22 protein-coding genes are annotated in these 21,513 nt (G+C 71.5%); 6 read left to right on the top strand and 16 right to left on the bottom strand.

What is annotated here, in order from left to right; all coding sequences use genetic code 11:
- Positions 1–114: 114 nt before the first annotated feature.
- On the top strand, positions 115–618 hold the full coding sequence (locus tag Q5722_RS09490) for an Lrp/AsnC family transcriptional regulator (protein WP_305027972.1): 504 nt from the start codon (positions 115–117) through the stop codon (positions 616–618).
- Positions 619–739: 121 nt separating this feature from the next.
- Entirely contained in the window at positions 740–2,005 is a 1,266-nt protein-coding gene (locus Q5722_RS09485) for a Glu/Leu/Phe/Val dehydrogenase dimerization domain-containing protein (protein WP_305027971.1), read from the top strand.
- 128 nt (positions 2,006–2,133) lie between these two features.
- Here the strand turns inward: Q5722_RS09485 and ccsB are convergent, their stop codons facing one another.
- The 6 genes from ccsB to hemL are packed head-to-tail and all read right to left on the bottom strand — an operon-like array spanning position 2,134 to position 8,001.
- A complete protein-coding gene (ccsB, locus tag Q5722_RS09480) occupies positions 2,134–3,000 on the bottom strand; it encodes a c-type cytochrome biogenesis protein CcsB (protein ID WP_305027970.1) in 867 nt (288 codons plus the stop codon).
- Positions 2,997–4,634, bottom strand: coding sequence for a cytochrome c biogenesis protein ResB (gene resB / locus Q5722_RS09475; RefSeq protein WP_305027969.1), 1,638 nt, complete (start codon positions 4,632–4,634; stop codon positions 2,997–2,999). The genes ccsB and resB overlap by 4 nt, the downstream gene beginning before the upstream one ends.
- Position 4,635: 1 nt before the next feature.
- Entirely contained in the window at positions 4,636–5,406 is a 771-nt protein-coding gene (locus Q5722_RS09470; protein WP_305027968.1) for a cytochrome c biogenesis CcdA family protein, read from the bottom strand.
- On the bottom strand, positions 5,403–5,993 hold the full coding sequence (locus Q5722_RS09465; RefSeq protein ID WP_305027967.1) for a TlpA disulfide reductase family protein: 591 nt from the start codon (positions 5,991–5,993) through the stop codon (positions 5,403–5,405). The genes Q5722_RS09470 and Q5722_RS09465 overlap by 4 nt, the downstream gene beginning before the upstream one ends.
- Complete coding sequence (locus Q5722_RS09460; protein ID WP_305027966.1) at positions 5,990–6,664, bottom strand: histidine phosphatase family protein; 675 nt, start codon at positions 6,662–6,664, stop codon at positions 5,990–5,992. Before Q5722_RS09460 ends, Q5722_RS09465 begins: the two co-directional genes overlap by 4 nt.
- Positions 6,661–8,001, bottom strand: a complete 1,341-nt coding sequence (hemL, locus tag Q5722_RS09455) for a glutamate-1-semialdehyde 2,1-aminomutase (RefSeq protein WP_305027965.1) — start codon at positions 7,999–8,001, stop codon at positions 6,661–6,663. Before hemL ends, Q5722_RS09460 begins: the two co-directional genes overlap by 4 nt.
- Positions 8,002–8,209: 208 nt before the next feature.
- Between hemL and Q5722_RS09450 the strand changes: the two genes are divergently transcribed.
- The gene (locus tag Q5722_RS09450; RefSeq protein ID WP_305027964.1) at positions 8,210–9,463 is read left to right on the top strand and encodes a lytic transglycosylase domain-containing protein; all 1,254 of its coding nucleotides are present in this window, start codon (positions 8,210–8,212) and stop codon (positions 9,461–9,463) included.
- 67 nt (positions 9,464–9,530) lie between these two features.
- On the opposite strand, the gene hemB is transcribed toward Q5722_RS09450, so the two are convergent.
- The 6 genes from hemB to Q5722_RS09420 form a co-directional block, all read right to left on the bottom strand.
- Positions 9,531–10,526: a porphobilinogen synthase gene (gene hemB, locus Q5722_RS09445; RefSeq protein ID WP_305027963.1), complete on the bottom strand. Its 996-nt coding sequence runs from the start codon at positions 10,524–10,526 to the stop codon at positions 9,531–9,533.
- The gene (locus tag Q5722_RS09440) at positions 10,523–12,184 is read right to left on the bottom strand and encodes a bifunctional uroporphyrinogen-III C-methyltransferase/uroporphyrinogen-III synthase (RefSeq protein ID WP_305027962.1); all 1,662 of its coding nucleotides are present in this window, start codon (positions 12,182–12,184) and stop codon (positions 10,523–10,525) included. Before Q5722_RS09440 ends, hemB begins: the two co-directional genes overlap by 4 nt.
- Positions 12,181–13,128 carry a hydroxymethylbilane synthase gene (hemC, locus tag Q5722_RS09435; protein ID WP_305027961.1) on the bottom strand — a complete coding sequence of 316 codons (948 nt, stop codon included), beginning with the start codon at positions 13,126–13,128 and terminating at the stop codon, positions 12,181–12,183. The genes Q5722_RS09440 and hemC overlap by 4 nt, the downstream gene beginning before the upstream one ends.
- Positions 13,125–14,441, bottom strand: coding sequence for a glutamyl-tRNA reductase (locus Q5722_RS09430; protein ID WP_305027960.1), 1,317 nt, complete (start codon positions 14,439–14,441; stop codon positions 13,125–13,127). The genes hemC and Q5722_RS09430 overlap by 4 nt, the downstream gene beginning before the upstream one ends.
- Positions 14,438–15,166 (bottom strand): redox-sensing transcriptional repressor Rex, encoded by a 729-nt coding sequence (locus tag Q5722_RS09425; protein WP_305027959.1) that lies wholly within the window; start codon positions 15,164–15,166, stop codon positions 14,438–14,440. Before Q5722_RS09425 ends, Q5722_RS09430 begins: the two co-directional genes overlap by 4 nt.
- A 178-nt stretch (positions 15,167–15,344) precedes the next feature.
- On the bottom strand, positions 15,345–15,611 hold the full coding sequence (locus tag Q5722_RS09420) for a glutaredoxin family protein (RefSeq protein WP_305027958.1): 267 nt from the start codon (positions 15,609–15,611) through the stop codon (positions 15,345–15,347).
- Positions 15,612–15,644: 33 nt separating this feature from the next.
- Here Q5722_RS09420 and Q5722_RS09415 point away from each other — a divergent pair, with 33 nt between their 5' ends.
- From Q5722_RS09415 to Q5722_RS09405, 3 genes are all read left to right on the top strand, one after another.
- The gene (locus Q5722_RS09415) at positions 15,645–16,523 is read left to right on the top strand and encodes an HAD family hydrolase (protein ID WP_305027957.1); all 879 of its coding nucleotides are present in this window, start codon (positions 15,645–15,647) and stop codon (positions 16,521–16,523) included.
- A 112-nt stretch (positions 16,524–16,635) separates the two neighbouring features.
- Entirely contained in the window at positions 16,636–17,430 is a 795-nt protein-coding gene (locus tag Q5722_RS09410; RefSeq protein ID WP_305027956.1) for a sigma-70 family RNA polymerase sigma factor, read from the top strand.
- A gap of 121 nt (positions 17,431–17,551) precedes the next feature.
- Positions 17,552–18,664: a DUF5667 domain-containing protein gene (locus Q5722_RS09405; protein ID WP_305027955.1), complete on the top strand. Its 1,113-nt coding sequence runs from the start codon at positions 17,552–17,554 to the stop codon at positions 18,662–18,664.
- Between the two features lie 65 nt (positions 18,665–18,729).
- On the opposite strand, the gene Q5722_RS09400 is transcribed toward Q5722_RS09405, so the two are convergent.
- The 4 genes from Q5722_RS09400 to Q5722_RS09385 form a co-directional block, all read right to left on the bottom strand.
- A complete protein-coding gene (locus tag Q5722_RS09400) occupies positions 18,730–19,884 on the bottom strand; it encodes a lysophospholipid acyltransferase family protein (RefSeq protein ID WP_305027954.1) in 1,155 nt (384 codons plus the stop codon).
- Positions 19,877–20,968 (bottom strand): NAD-dependent epimerase/dehydratase family protein, encoded by a 1,092-nt coding sequence (locus Q5722_RS09395; RefSeq protein WP_305027953.1) that lies wholly within the window; start codon positions 20,966–20,968, stop codon positions 19,877–19,879. The genes Q5722_RS09400 and Q5722_RS09395 overlap by 8 nt, the downstream gene beginning before the upstream one ends.
- 13 nt (positions 20,969–20,981) lie before the next feature.
- Positions 20,982–21,083: a 30S ribosomal protein bS22 gene (locus Q5722_RS09390; protein WP_017933175.1), complete on the bottom strand. Its 102-nt coding sequence runs from the start codon at positions 21,081–21,083 to the stop codon at positions 20,982–20,984.
- 167 nt (positions 21,084–21,250) lie between these two features.
- Positions 21,251–21,454 carry a helix-turn-helix domain-containing protein gene (locus Q5722_RS09385; protein WP_305027951.1) on the bottom strand — a complete coding sequence of 68 codons (204 nt, stop codon included), beginning with the start codon at positions 21,452–21,454 and terminating at the stop codon, positions 21,251–21,253.
- Positions 21,455–21,513: the final 59 nt, after the last annotated feature.

Genomic DNA, 21,513 nt, shown 5'->3' with positions numbered 1-21,513 from the left:
GGTAGAGGTCGGCAACTGCACCAGTGACCATTGGCCAAACTGCCTTCTTCGGCCATGATCAAGGCAGTTCTGGCAGTCAATCTGCCTAGTAATCCACGTCCCTTGGGAGCATCCATGACTGCCGTCGAGCTCGACGAGATCGACCTGGCCCTCCTCACCTCGCTGCACGAGGCACCGCAGATCGGCGTCCTGGAGACCTCGCGCCGGATCAAGGTCGCGCGAGCCACGGTGCAGGCCCGCCTGCGCAAGCTCGAGGAGGCCGGCGTCATCGCCGGCTGGCAGCCGCAGATCGACGTCGCCGCCGCCGGCTTCGGCGTCCAGTGCTTCGTGCAGCTGCACATCGCCCAGGGCGAGCTCGACTCGGTGGCGGCGGAGCTGGCCGCCATCCCGGGCGTGATCGAGGCCTGGGCGACCACGGGAGAGAACGACATCCTCTGCCGGGTCGCGGCCGCCTCCCACGAGGACCTGCAGCAGACGCTGATCCAGATCGCCCGGTCCCGCTACGTCGCACGGTCGAGCAGCATCGTCGTGCTCTCCAGCATCGTGAAGCCGCGGGCGCTCCCCCTGCTGCAGACCGTCGACGCGAAGCCGTCCCGCGCACCCCGCTACCCGCGATGACGTCCCTCTTCTAGGCAGTCTGCCCATCTCGGGGCCGCCATCACTGACGCACGATCGTCGATCCGCCCAGATGGCCAGTCACATGTTGCAGTCCACGTGACCCGGGACGCACGGTGACCGCATGAAGGACCTTCTCGCCCGCTTCGAGCACACCCCTCCCGAGGTCGTCTTCGAGTGGCACGACCCGGAGACCGAGGCCCGCGGCTGGATCGTCATCAACTCGCTCCGCGGCGGCGCCGCGGGCGGAGGTACCCGCATGCGGGCGGGCCTGAACCGCCGCGAGGTCGAGTCGCTGGCCAAGACGATGGAGGTCAAGTTCACCGTGGCCGGCCCGCCGATCGGCGGCGCCAAATCCGGGATCGACTTCGACCCCTCCGACCCCCGCAAGGAGGGTGTGCTCCGCCGCTGGTTCGCAGCCGCCGCTCCCCTGCTCAAGGCCTACTACGGCACGGGCGGCGACCTGAACGTCGACGAGGCGCTCGAGGTCGTGCCGATGACGGAGAGCAACGGCCTCTGGCACCCGCAGGAGGGCATCGTCACCGGCCACTTCCACGCCGAGGGCTTCGAGCGGATCCAGCGCGTCGGGCACCTGCGCGCCGGGGTCGCGAAGCCCGTCGCCGATCCGGCGTACGCGCTGGCCGGCGGGGCCCACGGCGTGCCGACCGTCGCCGACCTGGTGACCGGATGGGGCGTCGCCGAGGCCGTGCGCCACCACTACGAGCTCTACGGCGGCGACCTGGCCGGCAAGCCCACGATCGTCCAGGGATGGGGCACGGTGGGCGCCACCGCGGCGACGTACCTGTCCCGGATGGGCGCCCGGATCGTCGGCATCATCGACCGCAGCGGTGGCCTCGTCGACCCCGACGGCCTGTCGCCCGAGCGGGTCGCGGAGCTCTACGCGACCCGGCGTGGCAACCAGCTCGTCGCGCCCGACCTGCTGCCGTTCGCGGAGGTCGACGCGCGCATCTGGTCCATGGGCGCCGCGATCTTCCTGCCCTGTGCGGCCTCGCGCCTGGTCACGCGCGGCCAGGTCGACGCGATGGTCTCCGCCGGGCTCGAGGTCGTCTCCTGCGGAGCGAACGTGCCGTTCGCAGACGAGGAGATCTTCTACGGACCCACCTACGAGTTCGCCGACCGCCACGTCGCCGTCATCCCCGACTTCATCGCCAACTGCGGCATGGCCCGTACCTTCGCCATGCTCATGGACGGCACCACCGAGGTCAGCGACCGGGCCATCTTCGAGGACGTCTCCATCACGATCCGGACCGCGCTCGCCGCGTGCCACGACCGCTCGCCGGCACCGACCGGGATCGCCAGCACGGCGCTGGAGATCGCCCTGGAGCAGCTGGTCGCGCGCCCCGACGTACCCCTGACGCAGACGGCCTGACCCGCAGCGCGGAGCCCCCGGGGCGGCCCGGCCAGCTCCTGCACGTGCAGGACGGCGCGCCGTGGGCGACGCGACCGACGGCGCGGCGTCCCGCACGTGCGGGAGCTCGCGCCCGACCCGGCGCCGGCTCAGGCGTACGAGTGCTGCGACCCGCCGCCGAAGAAGAAGTTGATGCCGATGAAGTTGAACCACAGCGTCGCCAGGCCGACGAGGGCGACGATGGCAGCCGCCTTGCCCTTCCAGCCGGCGGTCGCCCGGGCGTGCAGGTACGCCGCGTAGACCACCCACGTGATGAAAGCCCAGACCTCCTTGGGGTCCCAGCCCCAGTAGCGCGACCACGCCTGGTGGGCCCAGATCGGGCCGGCGATGAGCACTGCGAAGGTCCAGATCGGGAACGCGAACGCGTGCAGCCGGTACGCGAGCCGGTCGAGCACCTCGGCGGCAGGCAGGGACGGCATCCGGCCGGAGTCGCGGACCAGGAAGAGCACGGAGACGATGCCGGCGACGGTGAAGACGCCGGTCGCGGTGATCGCCGCGATGACGTGGATGACCAGCCACGGCGAGGAGAGCGACTCGGTCAGCGGAGCCACCGGCTCGTAGAGCCAGATGACGTCGGCCATCAGCACGACCATCACCAGGCCCACGACCCACGGGCCGAGGAAGCCCAGGTCCCAGCGCCGGAAGAAGACGAGCGTCACCAGCACCGCGACGAAGGACGCCGTGAGCGTGAACTCGTACATGTTGCCCCACGGCACGCGGTTCGGGTCGGCCGCGAAGCCACGGGCGACGAGCGCGAGCAGGTGGACGCCGGCGGCGACGCCGGTGAGGAGGAACGCGAAGCGCCCGAAGACCTCCGCGCGCGGCGACTCGTCACCGGCCGCCAGACCCCGCTTGGCAGCCCACTGCGCCGAGTAGGCCAGCAGGGCGAGGAAGTAGACGACGCCTGCGGCGCTGACCGCCTGGATGCTGAGCGTGTCCCACGCCTGGTCTGTCACTGGTCCTCCTGTACGCCGGGCGCGCCGGCGGTCTCGTCAGGTGTCGCCGCGGAGCCCTGGAGGGCAGCGACGAAAGCGGTCAGGTCGTCCGAGAGGTCGCCTCCCGAGGAGCGGTCGAGGCCGGCGACCTCGACCAGCGTCTCGCCGTCGTCGCGACGGATCGCGCGCACCCAGAGGCGGCGCGGCCGGATGAAGAGGGAGCCGCACAGTCCGGTCAGTGCGAGGATCGCGCCGCCGAGGGCCAGCATGGTGCCCGGCTTCTTGGCGATCTCCAGGCGGACCCAGGGCTGCACACCGTCGAAGGTCACCGAGCCGTTGCCGCCCGGCAGGTCGACCGACTCCCCCGGCTTCAGGTCGACGCGGAACAGCTTGCCGCCGGGCTTGGCCAGCAGCTTCATGTGCTTGGTGTCGAGCGAGTAGACCGACTGCGGCACGCCGTCGTTGAGCCCGAGGTCGCCGACGTAGGCCTGCATGGTGATGAGCGGGTTGAGGTCGTTGCCCATGGCGGAGTTCAGCGGGTCGCCGTTGTAGGTCGGCAGGAAGAGGCCCTCGAGCCCGATCTGCTTCGGCTTCGCGTCGGGCACCTTCACCACGCCGTAGGAGGTGAAGTTGCGCTGCTCCTGTGGGAGGAACGGCGTCGGCCCGCTGTAGGCGACGTGGCCCTCGCCGTCGCGGACGGTGATGACGGGCGAGTAGCCGTGGCCGATCAGGAAGACGTCGGTGCCGCCGATCGACAGCGGGTGGTTGACCCGCAGGTCGTAGGTCTTCTTCGTGCCCTTGTCGTCCCACCAGGTGAGGCCGGCGACGAACTTGTGCGCCATGCCCTTGCGGGGGCCCGAGTAGAGCCACTCGATGTCGAACCGGTCGAGCTGCAGCGAGAAGCTGTCGAGCGCACCGGCCTTGGTCAGCTTGCCCGGGGTGAAGTCGTCGTACTGCGTGGGGGTGTTGGAGAACTGCGTCCCCTGCGTGACGATCACGCCGCCCTTGTAGCCCCACAGCGAGCCGATGGCGAAGCCGGCGAGCACGACGAGCACGGCGATGTGGAAGAGCAGGTTGCCGGCCTCGCGGAGGTAGCCGCGCTCGGCGCTCACGGCGTCACCGGAGACGACCACGCGGTAGCGCTTGCGGCGCAGCGCCGCGCGCGCCTTCTCCAGGACGACCTCCGGCGCCTCCGCCGTGACGTACGTCGAGGAGTCCGGCAGGCGGGTCAGGTTGCGGGGCGCCGCGGGCGGAGCCGCGCGGAACCCGCGCCAGTAGACCTTCGTGCGCGGCAGGATGCACCCGACGAGGGAGACCGCGAGCAGGATGTAGATGGCGGAGAACCACGGCGAGGAGAAGACCTCGAACATGCCGAGCTTCTCGTAGATCGGGGCCAGCTGGGTGTGGTCCTTCTTCCACTGGCTCACCGCGTAGGAGTCGACCGACGTCTGCGGGATGACCGAGCCCGGCACCGCGGCCAGCGCGAGCAGGAAGAGCAGCACGAGCGCGGTGCGCATCGAGGTGAGCTGGCGCCACGTCCAGCGGAGCAGCTCACGCGCCGTGAGCTCGCCCGGGAGGCGCTCGTCGCCCTGGGCGGGGCCCGGTACCGGTCCGAGGGGCTCCTCGGGAGCGGCGTTCGTCTTCAGCTTCGCCATGTCAGGCCCCCGATCCGAAGTGCTCGATCAGCCGGATCTGCAGCCACTGGATCGCGTAGTCCCACCAGCCGCTGACCATCGCCACACCGACGGCGACGAGCATGAACCCGCCGAGTCGCATGAGCGCGGTCTGGTGGTTGCGCAGCCAGCCGAAGGCGTGTGTCGCCCGCTCGTAGGCGAGGCCCGCGAGCAGGAACGGCAGCCCGAGGCCGAAGGCGAAGACACCCGCGAGGAGCGCGCCGCGGGTGGCACTGGCCTCGCTGAAGCTGAGGGCGCTGATCGCTCCGAGGGTCGGACCCACGCACGGGGTCCATCCGAGCCCGAAGAGGACACCGATCAGGGGCGCCGCCGCCAGGCCCACGGCCGGGATCCGGTGCACGCGCACGTCGCGCTGGAGGAACGGGATCCGCAGGAGGCCTGCGAAGAAGAGGCCCAGGAGGATCACGACGCAGCCGAGGACCACGACGAGCAGGCGGCGGTTGGCGTTGAGCTGCTGCCCGAGGTCACCGAGGGCGCCGACCGTCGCGCCGAGCGGCACGAAGACCGCGGTGAAGCCGAGCACGAACAGCAGCGAGCCCAGGAAGGTGCGGCCGCGACGGCGCGACCCCGACGCGATCTCGGCGCCCGACAGGCCGGTCGCGTAGGAGAGGTAGCCCGGCAGCAGCGGCAGGCAGCACGGCGAGAAGAACGAGATGAGTCCGGCGAGCAGGGCCACCGGAAGGGCCAGGACCAGCGAACCGCTGGTCACGCTCTCCCTGAGGAAGTCGGTCACGACGCGGCGTCCTCCGCGAGGTCCTTCAGCGTGATCGCGGTCGGAACCGGGCCGAGGATGCGCGCGGCGACGCGCCCCTTCGGGTCGAGCACGAGGGTCGACGGCGTCGCGGTCGGCGGCAGGATGCCGCGCAGGGCGAGCAGCGTCTTGCCACCCTGGTCGTCGATCGACGGCCACGGGATGCCGTAGGTGCGGATGAACGCGTCGGCGTTGGCCTTCGACGTCTCGCGCACGTCGATGCCGAGGAAGGCGACCCCGGACGAGGCGAGGTCCTTCTCCGCCGTGACGAGAGCGGGTGCCTCCTCCCGGCACGGCGCGCACCAGGAGCCCCACACGTTGAGGACGACGACCTTGCCCCGGTAGTCGGCGATGTCCAGCTGGTCGCCGTCGAGCGTGGTCCCGGCGAACGCGACCGGGGCTCCCCGGTCGGCGGCCTCGATCGAGGTTACCGTGCCGCTGCCGGTCGCGGTGCCACCCTCCTTGCCGCCCTCGAGACCGCTGCAGGCGGCCAGCGCCGGCCCGGCGAGCAGTGCGGTCAGCGCCGCAGCCGCGACGCGTCGTCCGTGCTGCGTCCGGGCCGCCCTCACTGGGCGCTCTCCGCCGGGTCGCTGCCCGAGGAGAACGGGTCCTTGCGGTCCTTCTCCGGGATCAGGTGACCCGCCGGCTCGGAGTACGTCACGGAGGTGAGCTTCTCGCCGGTGAAGTTGAACGACGTGAGCGAGCAGAGCGTGCACTGGCGACGACGCGGGTCGTGCAGCATCGAGCGCTTCTCGGCGAACATCCGGACGGTCCAGATCGGCAGCTGGTGGCTGACGATGACGGCCTCGTGGCCCTCGGCGACCTGGCGGGCGTCCTCGATGGCCTCCATCATCCGGCCGGCGATGAGCTTGTAGGGCTCGCCCCACGACGGCCTGGCCGGGTTGTAGAGCTTGGTCCAGACGGCGGGGTGCACGAGGTCGCGCACGCCGCGCTTGAACGAGCGGCCCTCGAAGGAGTTCAGCGACTCGATCACGCGCGGGTCGGTGACGATCTCCAGCCCCTTCGCCTTCGCCAGCGGAGCGGCCGTCTCCTGGGCGCGCTCGAGCGGGGAGACGCGCAGGTGCGTGATGTCGCGTCCCGCGAGGGAGTCGGCGACGACCTGGGCCATCTGGTGCCCGCGGTTGGTCAGGTGGAAGCCCTCGCGACGGCCGTAGAGGATGCCGGTGGGGTTGTCGACCTCACCGTGGCGCATCAGGTGGACGGTCGTCTTGTCGCTCATGCGCGGGCTCCCTTGCTGGAGGCGGCGGCAGCGGCGTCCGCCGCGGCCGGGAGGGCGTCCAGCACGTGCTGGATCGCCGCGTCGTCGTGGGCCGACGACAGGAACCATGCCTCGTACGCCGAGGGCGGGAGGTAGACGCCCCGGTCGAGCATCGCGTGGAAGAAGGCGGTGTACGCCGGGAGGTCCTGCGCGTTGGCCTCGGGGAAGTTGGTGACCGGTGAGCCGTCGTTGAAGAAGACCGAGAACATCGTGCCGGTCGCCTGGATCGTGTGGGAGACACCGGCGCGGGTCAGCTCCGCGGCGACGGCTGCCTTGATCGTCTCGCCGGCGGCGGAGATGTGGGCGTAGACCTCGTCGGTCGCCAGCCGGAGCGTCGCCAGGCCGGCGGTCGTCGCGACCGGGTTACCCGAGAGCGTGCCGGCCTGGTAGACCGGGCCCTCCGGGCTCAGGTGCCCCATCACGTCCGCGCGGCCACCGAACGCCGCCGCGGGGAAGCCGCCACCCATCACCTTGCCGAAGGTGGTCAGGTCGGGCACCCAGCCCTCGACCGCACCGTCGAGGCCCCACTGCCCCTGCTTGCTGGCGCGGAAGCCGGTCATCACCTCGTCGGAGATGAAGAGGGCACCGTTCTCGCGGCAGATCTGGGCGAGGAACGCGTTGAAGCCGGGCGCCGGCGGGACCACGCCCATGTTGCCCGGAGCGGCCTCGGTGATCAGGCAGGCGATCCGGTCGCCGTACTCCGCGAACGCGGCGGTGACCGCGACCTTGTCGTTGTAGGGCAGCACGATGGTGAGGCCCGCGCTCGATGCCGGGACGCCGGGGGTGCCGGGCACTGCGAGCGTGGCCAGGCCGGAGCCTGCAGAGGCCAGCAGCGCGTCGACGTGGCCGTGGTAGCAGCCGGCGAACTTCACGACGATCTCGCGGCCGGTGAAGCCGCGCGCCAGGCGGATCGCGGACATGGTCGCCTCGGTGCCGGAGCTGACGAAGCGGACCTTCTCCACCGACGTGCGCCGGACGAGCTCCTCCGCGAGCTCGACCTCCGGCTCCGTCGGCGTGCCGTACGACGTGCCCCGGGCGACGGCCGCGGCGACCGCGGCCTGCACCTCGGGGTGGGCGTGTCCGACCAGCATCGGCCCCCACGAGCAGATCAGGTCGACGTACTCGTTGCCGTCGACGTCGGTGAGCCAGGCCCCCTTCGCGGACCGGATGAAGCGCGGCGTGCCGCCCACGGCGTTGAACGCGCGGACGGGCGAGTTGACGCCTCCCGGAGTCACGGCGCGGGCCCGGTCGAAGAGGGCCGCTGAGGTGGTCGTCACGGGGGTCGTGGAGCTGGTCACCGTGGCATTCTCCCTGACGCCGGAAGGCTCCGTGACCGCCGCCCGTGTGTCGATTCCGGATTCTCAGGGAAAATTCTGTTACAGGCGCGTCATACTTGCGTGGATCGTGCGTTCCCTCACTGGCGGGGTAACCTACGCCACAGCCTGTGAGGGGCCGGCCGGAGAGGGACCGGACGGCACCGCACCGACCTCAGGGAGAAGCACCACGATGTCTGCACCGCGTTTCGGCAAGATCCAGAAGGTGACCGCACTGGTCCCGCTGGCTCTGCTCTCCACTGCCTGGACGGCCAACCTGGCCGGCGTCGGTGGTCTCGCCTCCGCGAGCGACACCAACCTCCCCGACGGCACCCAGATCCCGATCGAGGCGCTCGAGGACCCGGCCAGCTACACCGCCCCGGGCCAGGTCGGCCTCGGCATCTCCGCCGGTGACGGCGCGCAGATCGTGGCCACCGCCTCGACCAACGGCATCCCGACCGCCGCCCTGGCCGCCTACCAGCGCGCCGAGCAGGTCATCAACGACGCCGACCAGGCCTGCCACATCGACTGGGCCCTGATCGCCGCCATCGGCCGCGTCGAGTCGGACCACGGTCGCTACGGCGGCAACACCCTCGACACCAAGGGTGTCTCCCACCCCGGCATCTACGGACCGGCGCTCGACGGCACCAACAACACCCAGGCCGTCCCCGACACCGACGGTGGCCTCTACGACAACGACAAGGTCTGGGACCGCGCCGTCGGCGCCATGCAGTTCATCCCCTCGACCTGGCGCAAGGTCGGCGTCGACGCCGACGGCGACGGCAAGCGCAACCCGCAGGACATCGACGACGCCGCGCTCGCGACCGCCGTCTACCTCTGCTCCGGCACCGACGACCTCGGCACCGAGGGCGGGCGCCGCACGTCGGTCTTCCGCTACAACCACTCGCAGGACTACGTGGACCTCGTCCTCAAGATCCGCGACGCCTACCTCGCCGGCAACTACACCGCCGTCCCCAACTACATCACCTCGGCCTACACCTTCAGCCCGCCGAGCTCGTGGACCCCGGCCGGCAGTGGCGGCGGCGGCCGGATCCACACCGGCGGCACGGGCAAGACCGGCACCTACACGCCGGGCGGCGGCTCCAGCACGCCCGCCGGCAGCGGCAGCACGGGCGGCACGTCCGGCGGGACCACCGGCGGCACCACGGGTGGCACCACGGGTGGCACCACGGGGGGCACGACCGGCGGCGTGACCAAGGGGACCACCGACGTGATCACCAAGACCACCGACACGGTGAAGGACGTCATCGACAGCACCACGAAGACGGTCACCGACATCACCAAGACGGCCGGCTACATCCTCGCCGACACCACCTGCCGCACCCAGGCCTCGCTCAACACCCCGCTCAACAACACCGACAACGCGACCTACTGGGTCACCTGCATGGCGAAGGCCGGCTACACGGTCAGCGCCGGCAGCTACTGACCGACGGACGCAGGAGGGCCCCGGTTCCACCAGGAACCGGGGCCCTTCCCGTTCGCCGAGAGACCGCTCAGCGCTGCAGCAGGCGCGCCGCCTCGGCCGCCCAGTACGTCAGCACGACGTCGGCACCGGCGCGACGGATCGAGAGCAGGGTCTCGAGGATCGCCGCCTCACGGTCGATCCAGCCGTTGGCCGCAGCAGCCTCGACCATGGCGTACTCCCCCGAGATGTTGTAGGCCGCGACCGGTACGTCGACCGCCTCGCGCACGGCGCGAACGACGTCGAGGTAGGCCAGTGCCGGCTTGACCATCACCATGTCGGCGCCCTGCTCGACGTCGAGCATCGCCTCGCGCACGCCCTCGAGCGCGTTGGCCGGGTCCTGCTGGTAGCTGCGCCGGTCGCCCTGCAGCGAGGAGTCGACCGCCTCGCGGAAAGGGCCGTAGAAGGCCGAGGCGTACTTCGCCGAGTAGGCCAGGATCGCCACGTCGGCCGCGTCTGCCGCGTCCAGGGCGTCACGGATGACGGCGACCTGGCCGTCCATCATGCCGCTGGGACCGACCACGTCGACGCCGGCCGCCGCCTGGGCGACGGCCATGTCGGCGTACACGGCGAGGGTGGCGTCGTTGTCGACGGCGCCGGACCTCGTCAGGAGGCCGCAGTGACCGTGGTCGGTGAACTCGTCGAGGCACAGGTCGGCCATGACCGGCAGGGCGTCGCCCACCTCACGCTTCACGTCGCGGATGGCGACGTTGAGGATGCCCGCGGGGCCGACGGCGCCGGAGCCCCGTGCGTCCTTCACGGCGGGGATGCCGAAGAGCATGATGCCGCCGAGTCCGAGCTCGGCCGCCTCGGCCGCCGCCTTCTTCAGCGTCTCGCGCGTGTGCTGGACGACGCCGGGCATCGAGCCGATCGGCTTCGGCTCGGTGATGCCCTCGCGGACGAACACGGGCAGGATCAGCTGGCGGGCCTCGAGGGACGTCTCGGCGACGAGGCGGCGCAGTGCCGGCGTACGACGCAGGCGGCGCGGGCGGACGACGGGGCCCAGCGGGCCGGCGGGCTCGATCACGAGGAGGTCGCCTTCCGGCGCGCACCCGGCTTGCGGTCGGACGGCTTCGTGACCGGCTGCCCCTCCGCGACCAGCTCCGCGCGGCGGGCGGCACCGAAGGCGGCGAGCGCGTCGACGAGCTCCTCGACCGAGGGGTTCGGGGCGAGGACGTCGACCCGGAGGCCGTGCTCCTCGGCCGTCTTCGCGGTGGCGGGACCGATGACCGCGATGATCGTCGACGGGTGCGGCTTGCCGGCGATGCCGACCAGGTTGCGCACCGTCGAGGACGAGGTGAAGACGACCGCGTCGAACTTGCCGGTCTTGATCGCGTCGCGGACCGGGGCGGCCGGCGGCGCCGCACGCACCGTGCGGTAGGCCGTGACGTCGTCGCACTCCCAGCCCAGGTCGACCAGGCCGGCGACGAGGTTCTCGGTGGCGATGTCGGCGCGCGGGAGGAAGACCCGGTTGATCGGGTCGAGGTCCTCGTCGTACTCCGGCCACTCGGCCAGGAGGCCAGCGGCGGACTGCTCGCCCGAGGGCACGAGGTCGGCACGCAGGCCCCACTCGAGCAGCGAGGCTGCGGTCTTCTCGCCGACGGCAGCGATCTTGAGGCCCGAGAAGGCGCGGGCGTCGAGGCCGTACTCCTCGAACTTCTCGCGCACGGCCTTGACCGCGTTGACGGAGGTGAAGGCGATCCACTCGTAGCGGCCCTCGACGAGGCCGCGCACGGCCTTGTCCATCTGCTGCGGGTTGCGGGGCGGCTCGACCGAGATGGTCGGCACCTCCTCGGGCACCGAGCCGTAGCCACGCAGGCGCGCGGAGAGGGAGCCGGCCTGCTCCTTGGTGCGCGGCACCAGGACACGCCAGCCGAAGAGCGGCTTGGTCTCGAACCAGGAGAGCGTCTCCCGCATGTCCACCACGCTACCCACGACCGTGATCGCCGGGGGCTGGATCTTCGCTGCGCGGGCGTCGGCGGCGATGTGCTCGAGGGTCGAGGTGACGGTCACCTGGGTCGTGAGCGTGCCGGTCGAGGTCATCGAGACCGGGGTCGTCGCGGCCCGGCCGGCGGCGATCAGCGCCGAGGCGATCTCGCCGATGGACCCCACGGCGGAGAGCAGCACGAGCGTGCGGTCGTCAGCGTACCGGCTCCAGTCGACGGCCTTCTCGCCGCAGGCCACCACGGCGACCTCGCGGGCGGTCTTGGTGGTCAGCGGGACACCGGCGTACGCCGGGACGGCGCTCACCGACGAGACGCCGGGGACGATCTCGAACGGCAGCCCGGCCTTCGCCAGCGCGGCCGCCTCCTCGGGACCCGAGGCGTAGAGGAAGGGGTCGCCGTTCATCAGGCGCACGACGCGCAGTCCGCGCTTGGCCTGCTTCACGACCACCTTGGCCCGGTTGGCATGGGTGAGCGGCTGCCCGTCGTCACCGAACCCGCCGTCGACGATCTCCGGCCCGTCGGCCTGCTCCTCGTCGTCGGCAAGCGGGGCAAGACCCAGCACCGCACGGACGAACGCCGCGTGCTCGGGAAGCTCGGTCACGACCACGTCGGCCTCGGCCAGCAGCGCGGCAGCCCTCACGGTCAGCAGCTCGGGGTCGCCAGGCCCGCTGCCGACGAACGCGAACCATCCGGCACCACGGCCGGCGTCGATGTTCTGGGCGGGAGTGCGAGGAGTCATGCCTGCTGCTTTCCGGGTTCTTCGATCAGTGCGGCCGCGCCCTCGTCGAGCATGGACGCGGCGAGCGTGCGGCCGATCTGGGCCGCATCGGCGACCGGTCCGGTGGCGGACCGGCGGAGTTCAACGGTGCCGTCGACGGCGGCAGCGACGGCGCGGAGCCAGACCTCGGGGCCGTGGTCACCCTCGGCGACCTCGGCGAGGGCCCCGACCGGAGCCGCGCAGCCGGCCTCGAGCGTGCGGAGCAGCTCGCGCTCGGCGGTGACCGCGGCCCTCGTGGCGGGGTCGTCGAGGGCGGCCGCGAGCCGGGCGACGAGCTCGGTGTCGGAGGAGCGGCACTCGATCGCCAGCGCTCCCTGGCCGGGCGCCGGCAGCATCTGGAGCGGGTCGATGGACTCGGTGACGACGTCGAGGCGGTCGATGCGCGAGAGGCCGGCCCGGGCCAGGATCACGCCGTCGACCTCGCCCGAGGTGACCTTGCCGAGGCGGGTGTCGATGTTGCCGCGCAGGCCGACGATGGTGAGCCCGAGGCCGAGCGCGTGCAGCTGGGCCACGCGTCGCGGCGAGCCCGTCGCGACGACGCTGCCCGGGGGCAGCTGGCCCAGGCTCAGGCCGTCGCGGGCGACCAGCACGTCGCGCGGGTCCTCGCGCGGCGGAACCGCTGCGAGCGCGATGCCGTCGAACGGGGCGGTCGGCAGGTCCTTGAGGGAGTGCACCGCCACGTCGACGTCGCCGCGCAGGAGTGCGTCGCGCAGCGCACTGACGAAGACGCCGGTGCCGCCCAGCGAGGCGAGCGTGGAGGTCTGGTTGACGTCACCCTCGGTGACGACCTCGACCAGCTCGACCTCGACACCCAGGCGTTCGGCGATCTGGTCGGCCACCTGGCCGGACTGGGTCCTGGCGAGCAGCGAGCGGCGCGTGCCGACCCTGATGACGTGGTCGCTCACGCGAGCTCCTCCGGGACGACGGGGCGGGTCACCGCGGTGACCGCGTCGGGGTCGAGCGCGAAGAGCTCGGCCAGCGCGGCGGCGTACGAGACGGCGCCGTCGGTGTCGGCGAGCTCCTTGACGCGAACGGTGGGCTGGTGGAGCAGCTTGTCCGCGACCCGGCGCACCGTCTGCAGCACCTCGGCACGCACGGCCTCGTCGAGTCCGGGCAGGCGCGCCCAGAGCCGCTCGGCCTCGGCCTCCACGACCCCGGTGGCCATCGTGCGCAGCGCGACGACGGTCGGGGTCACGCTCGCCTGGCGACGTGCGGACGCGAACGCGGTGATCTCCTCCGCCACGATCTGGCGCACGCCGGAGACCTCACGGCCCGCGTCGGCCTCGCGCAGCGTCTCCGCCAGGTAGCGGAGGTCGATCAGGCTGACCCCGTCGAGGTCGGCGACGGCCGGATCCACGTCGTGCGGCAGCGCGAGGTCGAGCACCGCGAGCGGGCGGTCGGAGCCCGCCCGCGCCGCAGCCAGCTCGGCCGCCGTGATCACCACGCCGGTCGCGCCCGTGCAGGAGATGAGCACGTCGGCCGTGGCGAGGACGTCCGCGAGGGAGTCGAGCGGCAGCGACCGGGCGGCGTACTCGTCGGCGAGGCGCTGGGCGTTGCCCTCGGTCCGGTTGACGACCGTGATCTCCGAGGCCCCACGGCGCGACGCGGTCGAGACCGCGAGCGAGGCCATCGCACCGGCTCCGATCACGACAACGCGCGCGCCCTCGACGGAGCCGACCACACCGACGGCGTGGTCGAGCGCAGCGGAGACCATCGACGGCGCGGCGCGGTCGATGTCGGTCTCCGCGTGGGAACGCTTGCCGACGCGGAGCGCCTGCTGGAAGAGCGAGTTCAGCGCCGGGCCGACCGTGCCGAGCTCCTGGCCGATGCGCAGGGCGTCGCGGGTCTGGCCGAGGATCTGGCCCTCGCCGACGACCATCGAGTCGAGGCCGGCGGCCACGTGGAAGAGGTGGGAGACGGCGCCGTCGTCGTAGTGGACGTAGAGGTGCGGCAGGAGCTCGCTGGTGATGTCGCTGGTGGCCATCTCCGAGCGGTCGCAGAGCAGCCGCGAGACCTCCTCGACGGAGCCGTGGAAGCGGTCCACCTCGGCGTAGATCTCGATGCGGTTGCAGGTCGCGATCGCGGTCGCCTCGGCGACGTGCTCGATGGCGGCGACGTCCGTGACGAGCTTGGAGACCCCCTCCGGGGTGAGGGCCAGCTTCTCCAGCACGGCAACCGGTGCGGTCTTGTGCGAGACGCCGACGACGAGGACGCTCATGCGGACTGCTCCTCTCCGGCGGCCGCGATCGCGGTGCCGCGCAGCTCTTCAGCGCCGGCGCGGCGCTGCTCGTGGTACGCGAGGATCTGCAGCTCGACCGAGAGGTCGACCTTCCGCACGCTCACGCCCGCCGGAACCGCGAGGTTCGTCGGGGCGAAGTTCAGGATGCTGGTGATGCCGGCCGCCACGAGCCGGTCGGCGACGCCCTGCGCGGCCTCCGCGGGCGTCGCGATGACACCGATCGCGACAGGGGTCTCGGCGAGGACGGCGTCCAGGTCGTCGAACGAGCGCACCGGGATGCCCGCGACCGACTCCTCGCAGCGCTCGGGAGCCGCGTCCAGCAGCGCCGCGACACGGAAGCCGCGGGTGCCGAAGCCGGAGTAGTTGGCCAGTGCGTGGCCCAGGTTTCCGATGCCGACGATGGCGACGGGCCAGTCCTGGGTCAGGCCGATCTCGCGGGCTATCTGGTAGCGCAGGTAGTCGACGTCGTAGCCGACACCGCGGGTGCCGTAGGAGCCGAGGTACGACAGGTCCTTGCGCAGCTTGGCGCTGTTGACGTTGACGGCGCCGGCGAGCTCCTCGCTGGAGCAGACGCTGATGCCCTGCTCGGCGAGGGAGGTCAGCGCGCGGAGGTACTCGGGCAGGCGGGCCACCGTCGCCTCAGGGATCTCACGACCCCCGCTCTGGGTCCCCGCCGCCGCGTCAGCCGGCTTCCGTGCGGTCACTGTCCTCGTCCTTCACGCGCGAGGAAGGGCTCAGCACGGGCACTTCCAGGCCCGTGATCGTCCTCGCGGCTTCATCACTGTAGGAGTTTGTGAACGTGAGAACAAAACGCAGGCGGCCACGCGCAGCCCCGCGGCTAGCACAGGTGAGAAGTCTCACCCGCGGCGGGGGTCGGCCGGCTCAGGCCTGCTGCGTCAGCGCAGCGCGCAGGCGCTGCGGGTCGACGCGCCAGAAGTCGTGACGCCGCCCGTCGACGAGCGTCACCGGGATCTCCTCGCCGTACGCCGCCTGCAGCTGCGGATCCGAGTCGATGTCGATCTCCTCGAAGGACTCCCCCAGCTCGGCGCACACGGCATCCACGACGTCGCGGGCTACGTCGCAGAGGTGGCAGCCGGGGCGCATGTACACCGTCACGCGCGCTTTACCGTCCGGACCCGAACTCGTCATGCGGCGATCCTGACACAGCCCTAGGCTGGAGCCGTGAGCCAGGACAAGCCCGCGAAGAAGCGGCCCGCCCCGCTGGACCTGCAGCAGCGCTCGGCGCTCGCAGGTGAGGCCTCGGCTGCCGTCGCGGAGGTCGAGTCGGCGCTCGACGTGCCCGTGGACCCGACAGCGGCGGCCTTCTTCGACGTCGACAACACCGTCATGCAGGGCGCGTCGATCTTCCACCTGGCCAAGGGACTCCACAAGCGCAAGTTCTTCACGACGAAGGACCTGCTCGGCGCGGCGTACAAGCAGGCGTACTTCCGGATCGTGGGCGTCGAGGACCCCGAGCACATCGAGAAGGCCCGCAACCAGGGTCTCTCCTTCATCGCGGGCCACACCGTCGAGGAGCTGCGCGAGGTCGGCGAGGAGATCTTCGACGAGGCGATGGCGCACCGGATCTGGCCGGGCACGCGCGCCCTCGCCCAGATCCACCTCGACCAGGGCCAGCGGGTCTGGCTGGTGACCGCCGCTCCCGTGGAGATCGCCGAGGTCATCGCCCGGCGGCTCGGCCTGACCGGCGCCATGGGCACCGTCGCCGAGCACGTCGACGGCGTCTACACCGGCCGGCTGGTCGGAGAGATGCTGCACGGTCCGGCGAAGGCGGTCGCGGTGTCGGCGCTCGCCGAGCGCGAGGGCCTCGACCTGGCCCGCTGCTCGGCGTACTCCGACTCGAGCAACGACCTCCCGCTGCTCGGCCTGGTCGGCGACCCGTGCGCGGTGAACCCCGACTCGAAGCTCCGGGCGCATGCACAGGAGCAGGGCTGGCGGATCCGCGACTACCGCACGACCCGCAAGGCCGTCCGCGGCGTGGCGACGGCAGCCGTCGCCGGCGTGGTCCTGGGCGCGGTCGCGCGGCGGGCCTCGCGCCACTGATCCGGACTTTCCAGCACGAACCTTGGGAATCTTCGCGATCCGTTCCCACGGGAGTGTGGTTTCGCTTACGCTGGTGAGGACCCGCAGGGAGAGTGGGTCACGGGAGGGTTCGATGCACGAGGGACTGGCGTCTGTGCTGCGCGGGTTGGATGCCCTGCGCGCCGCCGTCCTCGACGCATGCCTTCTCGAGCCCGACCTCGCCCTCGCCGGTGGCGTCGCCGGGTCCCGCGCCGTCCGGCAGGTTCCGTGGCTGATGTCCGAGGCGGCCACCGACGTCAACGTCGTGCCGAGCTCGGAGGGTCCGGAGTCCTTCGACGACGCCGAGCACGCGACCTCCACTGCGGAGGACGAGGCCACCCGTGAGCGGATGATCGCTCTCGTCGAGCTCGCCCGCGGTGGCGACAAGGAGGCGTTCGGCCTCCTCTTCGACCACTACCACCCGTCGGTCTACCGCTTCATCTACTACCGGACGAGGTCGCAGACGCTGGCGGAGGACCTGGCCAGCGAGACCTTCTTCCGCGCCCTGCGGTCGATGAACAGCTTCCGCTGGCAGGGCCGTGACTTCGGTGCATGGCTGATGACCATCGCCCGCAACCTGTGCAGCGACCACTTCAAGGCCGGCAAGACCCGTCTCGAGCAGACCACCGAGGACATGTCGCTCCACGACGACGTGACGGACGGCCCGGAGACGCTGGTCCTCGCCCAGCTCACGAACGACGCGCTCCTCACCGCCCTGCAGCAGCTGCCGAAGGAGCAGCAGGAGTGCCTGATCATGCGCTTCCTGCAGAGCATGAGCATCGCCGACACCGCGAAGGTGCTGGGTCGCACGGAGGGCGCCGTGAAGCAGCTCCAGCTGCGCGGCGTCCGCAACCTGGCGAAGCTGATGCCGAAGGAGGTGCACCGGTGATCACCTCCTCGATGACGCCCGCGTCACACTCCGTAACCTTCACCGTCTCACGGTCGTTCTACGCATCAGAGCACCACTGCGTCGGCAGCAGCCGACGGCCCGCACAGACAGGACCGACGTCATGAGCCCCATCAGCCCGGCACGCCGCCGCGCCGAGGAGTTCGCGTCCCTGCTGGAGGGTCGCGGCGGCTCGACCGCCTCGCACGCCGACGCCCTCGAGCTCGTCGCCGCGCTGCGCACCGTGGTGGCGCCCCAGCCGTCCGCGTCGTACGTGACGGAGCTGCGGAGCAACCTGCTCGCCGCCGCCGACAACCTGCTCGTGCCCTCCGCCACCGGCACGACGTTCGCCGACCACGTCGTCACCGCACCGCAGCGGCACCGCCGCAAGCTGTCCGTCGCGATCGGCACGCTCGCGGTCCTCGGCAGCACGACCGGCGTCGCGATGGCCGCACAGTCGGCCCTGCCGGGCGAGTCGCTCTACCCGATCAAGCGCATCCTCGAGAGCGCACAGACCTCGCTGAGCTCCGATGACGCCTCGCGCGCCAACCGGATCATGGACCTCGCCGAGAACCGCCTGGGCGAGACGAAGGCGCTGGCCAGCAGCGGCTCCGCGAGCAGCCGCGCCGAGATCCCGTCGTCGCTCCACGACTTCGTCGCGCAGGCCAGCGAGGCCGCGGACGCCCTCCTCCGGGAGTACGCCGAGTCCGGCGACATCTCGACCATCACCGACCTGCGCGACTTCCTGCGCGAGAGCCTCGACGCCCTCGCCGGCCTGAAGTCCGCCGTCCCGGTGGAGTACGCCGACGACTTCGACGCCGCGGTCAACGCGCTGCTCAGCATCGACGAGCAGGCCCTCAGCGCCTGCGGCAACTGCGCGGGCATGCTGGACGTGCCGGCGATCCTGCTGTCCGGGGCGTCGATCACTCCCGACGCTCCGCACGTGACGGCCACGCGGGCTCCGCGGGCGACGCCGACGACCTCGAGCGACGCGGTGACGGACCTGCTCAACCAGCTGCCGGCCCTCGGCGCCACCACGCAGCCGGTTCCGCAGCTGCCGACCGCCTCACCCAAGCCGTCGTCGACGACCTCGTCGGGCACCACGTCCGGCACGCTCAGCGGCATCCTCGGTGACAACGCCGTGACGAAGCCGCTCACGGACGCCGTCGACGGCGCTATCGACCCGCTGCTGGACCCGCTGCTCGACCCGCTCCTGGGTGGTGGCGGCCTCCTCTGACGCGACGCATCCGCGTCCACGGAGGGGTCGTCCTGACAGACCGGCCGCGCGGCCCGAAGCCGGGCTCAGCCGAAGATCGACCGCCGCCGCATGAGCAGCTGGTAGAGCGTCTGCTGGATGGTCTCGCGCACCCGGTCGGTGACCTCGAAGACGGTGAGCGGGTCCTCCGCGGCCGAGGGGTCGAACTCATCGGTGCGGATCGGCTCTCCGAACTCGATGATCCACTTCGACGGCAGCGGGACGAGGCCGAGGGGCCCGAGCAACGGGAAGAACGGCGTGATCGGCACGTACGGCAGGCCGAAGAGCCGGGCCAGTGACGGCACGTTGCCGACCAGCGGGTAGATCTCCTCTGCCCCGACGACGGAGACCGGGATGATCGGCACGCTCGTGCGGAGGGCTGCGCCGACGAAGCCGCCCCGGCCGAAGCGCTGCAGCTTGTAGCGCTCCGAGAACGGCTTGCCGATGCCCTTGAAGCCCTCCGGCCAGACCCCGACCAGCTCCCCGCCGTTGAGCATGCGCTCGGCATCCTCCTGGCAGGCCAGGGTGACGCCGCCCCGGCGGGCCACCGTACTGACGAACGGAAGCCGGAAGACCAGGTCGGCGCCGAGAGGACGCAGGTGTCGCCCGGTGCGCTCGTGGACCTGGAACATGGTCATGATCGCGTCGACCGGGACGGTGCCCGAGTGGTTGGAGACGATGAGGGCGCCGCCGCTCTTCGGGATGTTCTCGATACCGCGGACCTCGATGCGGAACCACTTCTCGGCAAGGGGCCGGGCAGCGGTCATGAGGAGGCGCTCGGTGAGCTCCGGGTCGAAGCCGTAGTCGTCGACCTCGAACTCACCGGTGATCCGGCGGCGGAGGAAGGCGATGAAGTGCGCGAGCTTGCGCTCCCAGTCCTCGCCGAAGACCTCCATCGCAGCGTGCGTGAACGCGTCGACGATCTCCGTGACCGGGATGCCCGGCCTCTTCGCACCACCGGCAGCCGCCGCGGAGCCGGCCGCGCCACCGCCCGTTCCCGGGAGCGTCAGGGACTCAGCGGCGGCAGGCGGCTCGGCAGCCGGTGCCAGCGGATGTACGTCGGCGCCTTCCGCCGCGCGGGGAGCAGGAGGCGTTCGCCGTCCCCCTCCGAGCAGGTCACGGGCGGCCTTGGACGGCTTGGCACCCGCCCCGCGGCCGGCGGCCCCGTGGGTGCCGATCGGGATGATGTCTGCGTCATCCATCGATCTCACCTCCCGGAGCGGTCGTCGCAGGAGTCCTCGGAGCGGACGATACGTGCGCTCGGGCGAGCACGCGCTCGAGGGAGGCCAGGGCGGGATCGGCGACCGCCAGGCCGGGCACGCCCGGCGGCATGTCGACCGAGCGGGCGAAGTCGCAGAACGCCTGCTCGGTGGAGTAGCGCGGCGTGAAGCCGAACTCCTCGCGCAGCCGCGTGGTGTCGACCCCGCGACCGTAGGTCAGGAAGTGCACGAGCTCGGGGGCGAACTCCGACCGACCCGCGCCCCGGATCGCCGACCCCACGGCGGAGAGCGCGAAGGAGGGCACCGGAAGGCCGGCGCGGCCCAGCCGCCGGATCGCCTGCGACAGCAGCAGGACGCCGTCACCGGCGAGGTTGAACGTGCCGCTCACGTCGGTGTGCACCGCGTGGCGGAGCGCCTCCGTCAGGTCTGCCTCGTGCACGAACTGCAGGCGCGGGTCGTAGCCGAGGACGGTCGGCACCACGGGCAGGCGGAAGTACTGCGCGATCGGGCTGTCGACGCCGGGGCCGATGACGTTGGCCGCGCGCAGCATCGCGACGTGGACGTCGGGCCGCCGGCGCGCGAATCCGCGCACGTAGCCCTCGATCTCCAGCGCGTCGCGGGAGTAGCCCGAGCGCGGCATGCGCTTGGGCCCCATGTCCTCGGTGAACATCGCCGGGTCGCGGTGGCTCGCGCCGTAGACCGTCGTCGTCGACTTCACGACCACGCGGCGTACGTCGGGAGCGCGCTGGCAGGCACCGAGCAGCTGCATCGTGCCGATGACGTTGGCCTCCTTCATGGAGGCGCGCGAGCCCATGCCGCCCGGCGTCGCGACGACGCTCATGTGGACGACGGTGTCGACCCGCTCGCGGACCAGGAGCTTGGCCACCACCGGGTTGCGCAGGTCCGCCCGGACAAACGAAACGGCGCCGAGGTCACCCTCAGGAGGGATGACGTCGACGCCGATGACGTTCGCGACGGCAGGGTCATCGGCAAGGTTGCGCGCAAAACGTCGTCCGAGGTCACGCGAGACCCCGGTGACGAGCACGACCTTGCCGGCCTGCGTCATCGAAGCAGCAGGCTCACTTACCGAGCTTGCGACGCGCCACGCGCGTCTTCTTCAGCAGCTTGCGGTGCTTCTTCTTGGCCATGCGCTTGCGGCGCTTCTTGATGACAGAACCCACGGTGGAACCTTTCCAGAGCTTGACGTCCGCCCTGGCGGATACAGCACGGGCGACCGGCCCCAGCGTATCGGCCCTGCCTCGGGGGCCGAAATCGGGTCCGCCCGCCAGACCCCGCGTCCGGGGACGCAGGGCCGCGGCGGGCGGTGTGCCGGTGAGTCAGCGAGGAGTCAGCCGGCGTCGTAGAACGAGCGCTGGATGTACTCGGTGACGTCCTTCTCCTGCACGCGGAACGAACGACCGACGCGGTGCGCCGGCAGGTCGCCGCCGTGGACGAGTCGGTAGACGGTCATCTTGGAGACGCGCATCATCGTGGCCACCTCGGCGATGGTCAGGAACTTCACTTCCGAGATGTCAGACGAGTTGGCAGCCATGGCTCACCACTTTCTCTGGGCGCACGCCGCCAGCTTCCCCACTGGCGACCCACGTGCCC

This window comes from Nocardioides jiangxiensis, assembly GCF_030580915.1.
Taxonomy (GTDB): Bacteria; Actinomycetota; Actinomycetes; order Propionibacteriales; family Nocardioidaceae; genus Nocardioides; species Nocardioides jiangxiensis.
Note: the sequence above shows the minus strand (reverse complement) of the source record. Positions and strands in the feature narration are given on the sequence as shown.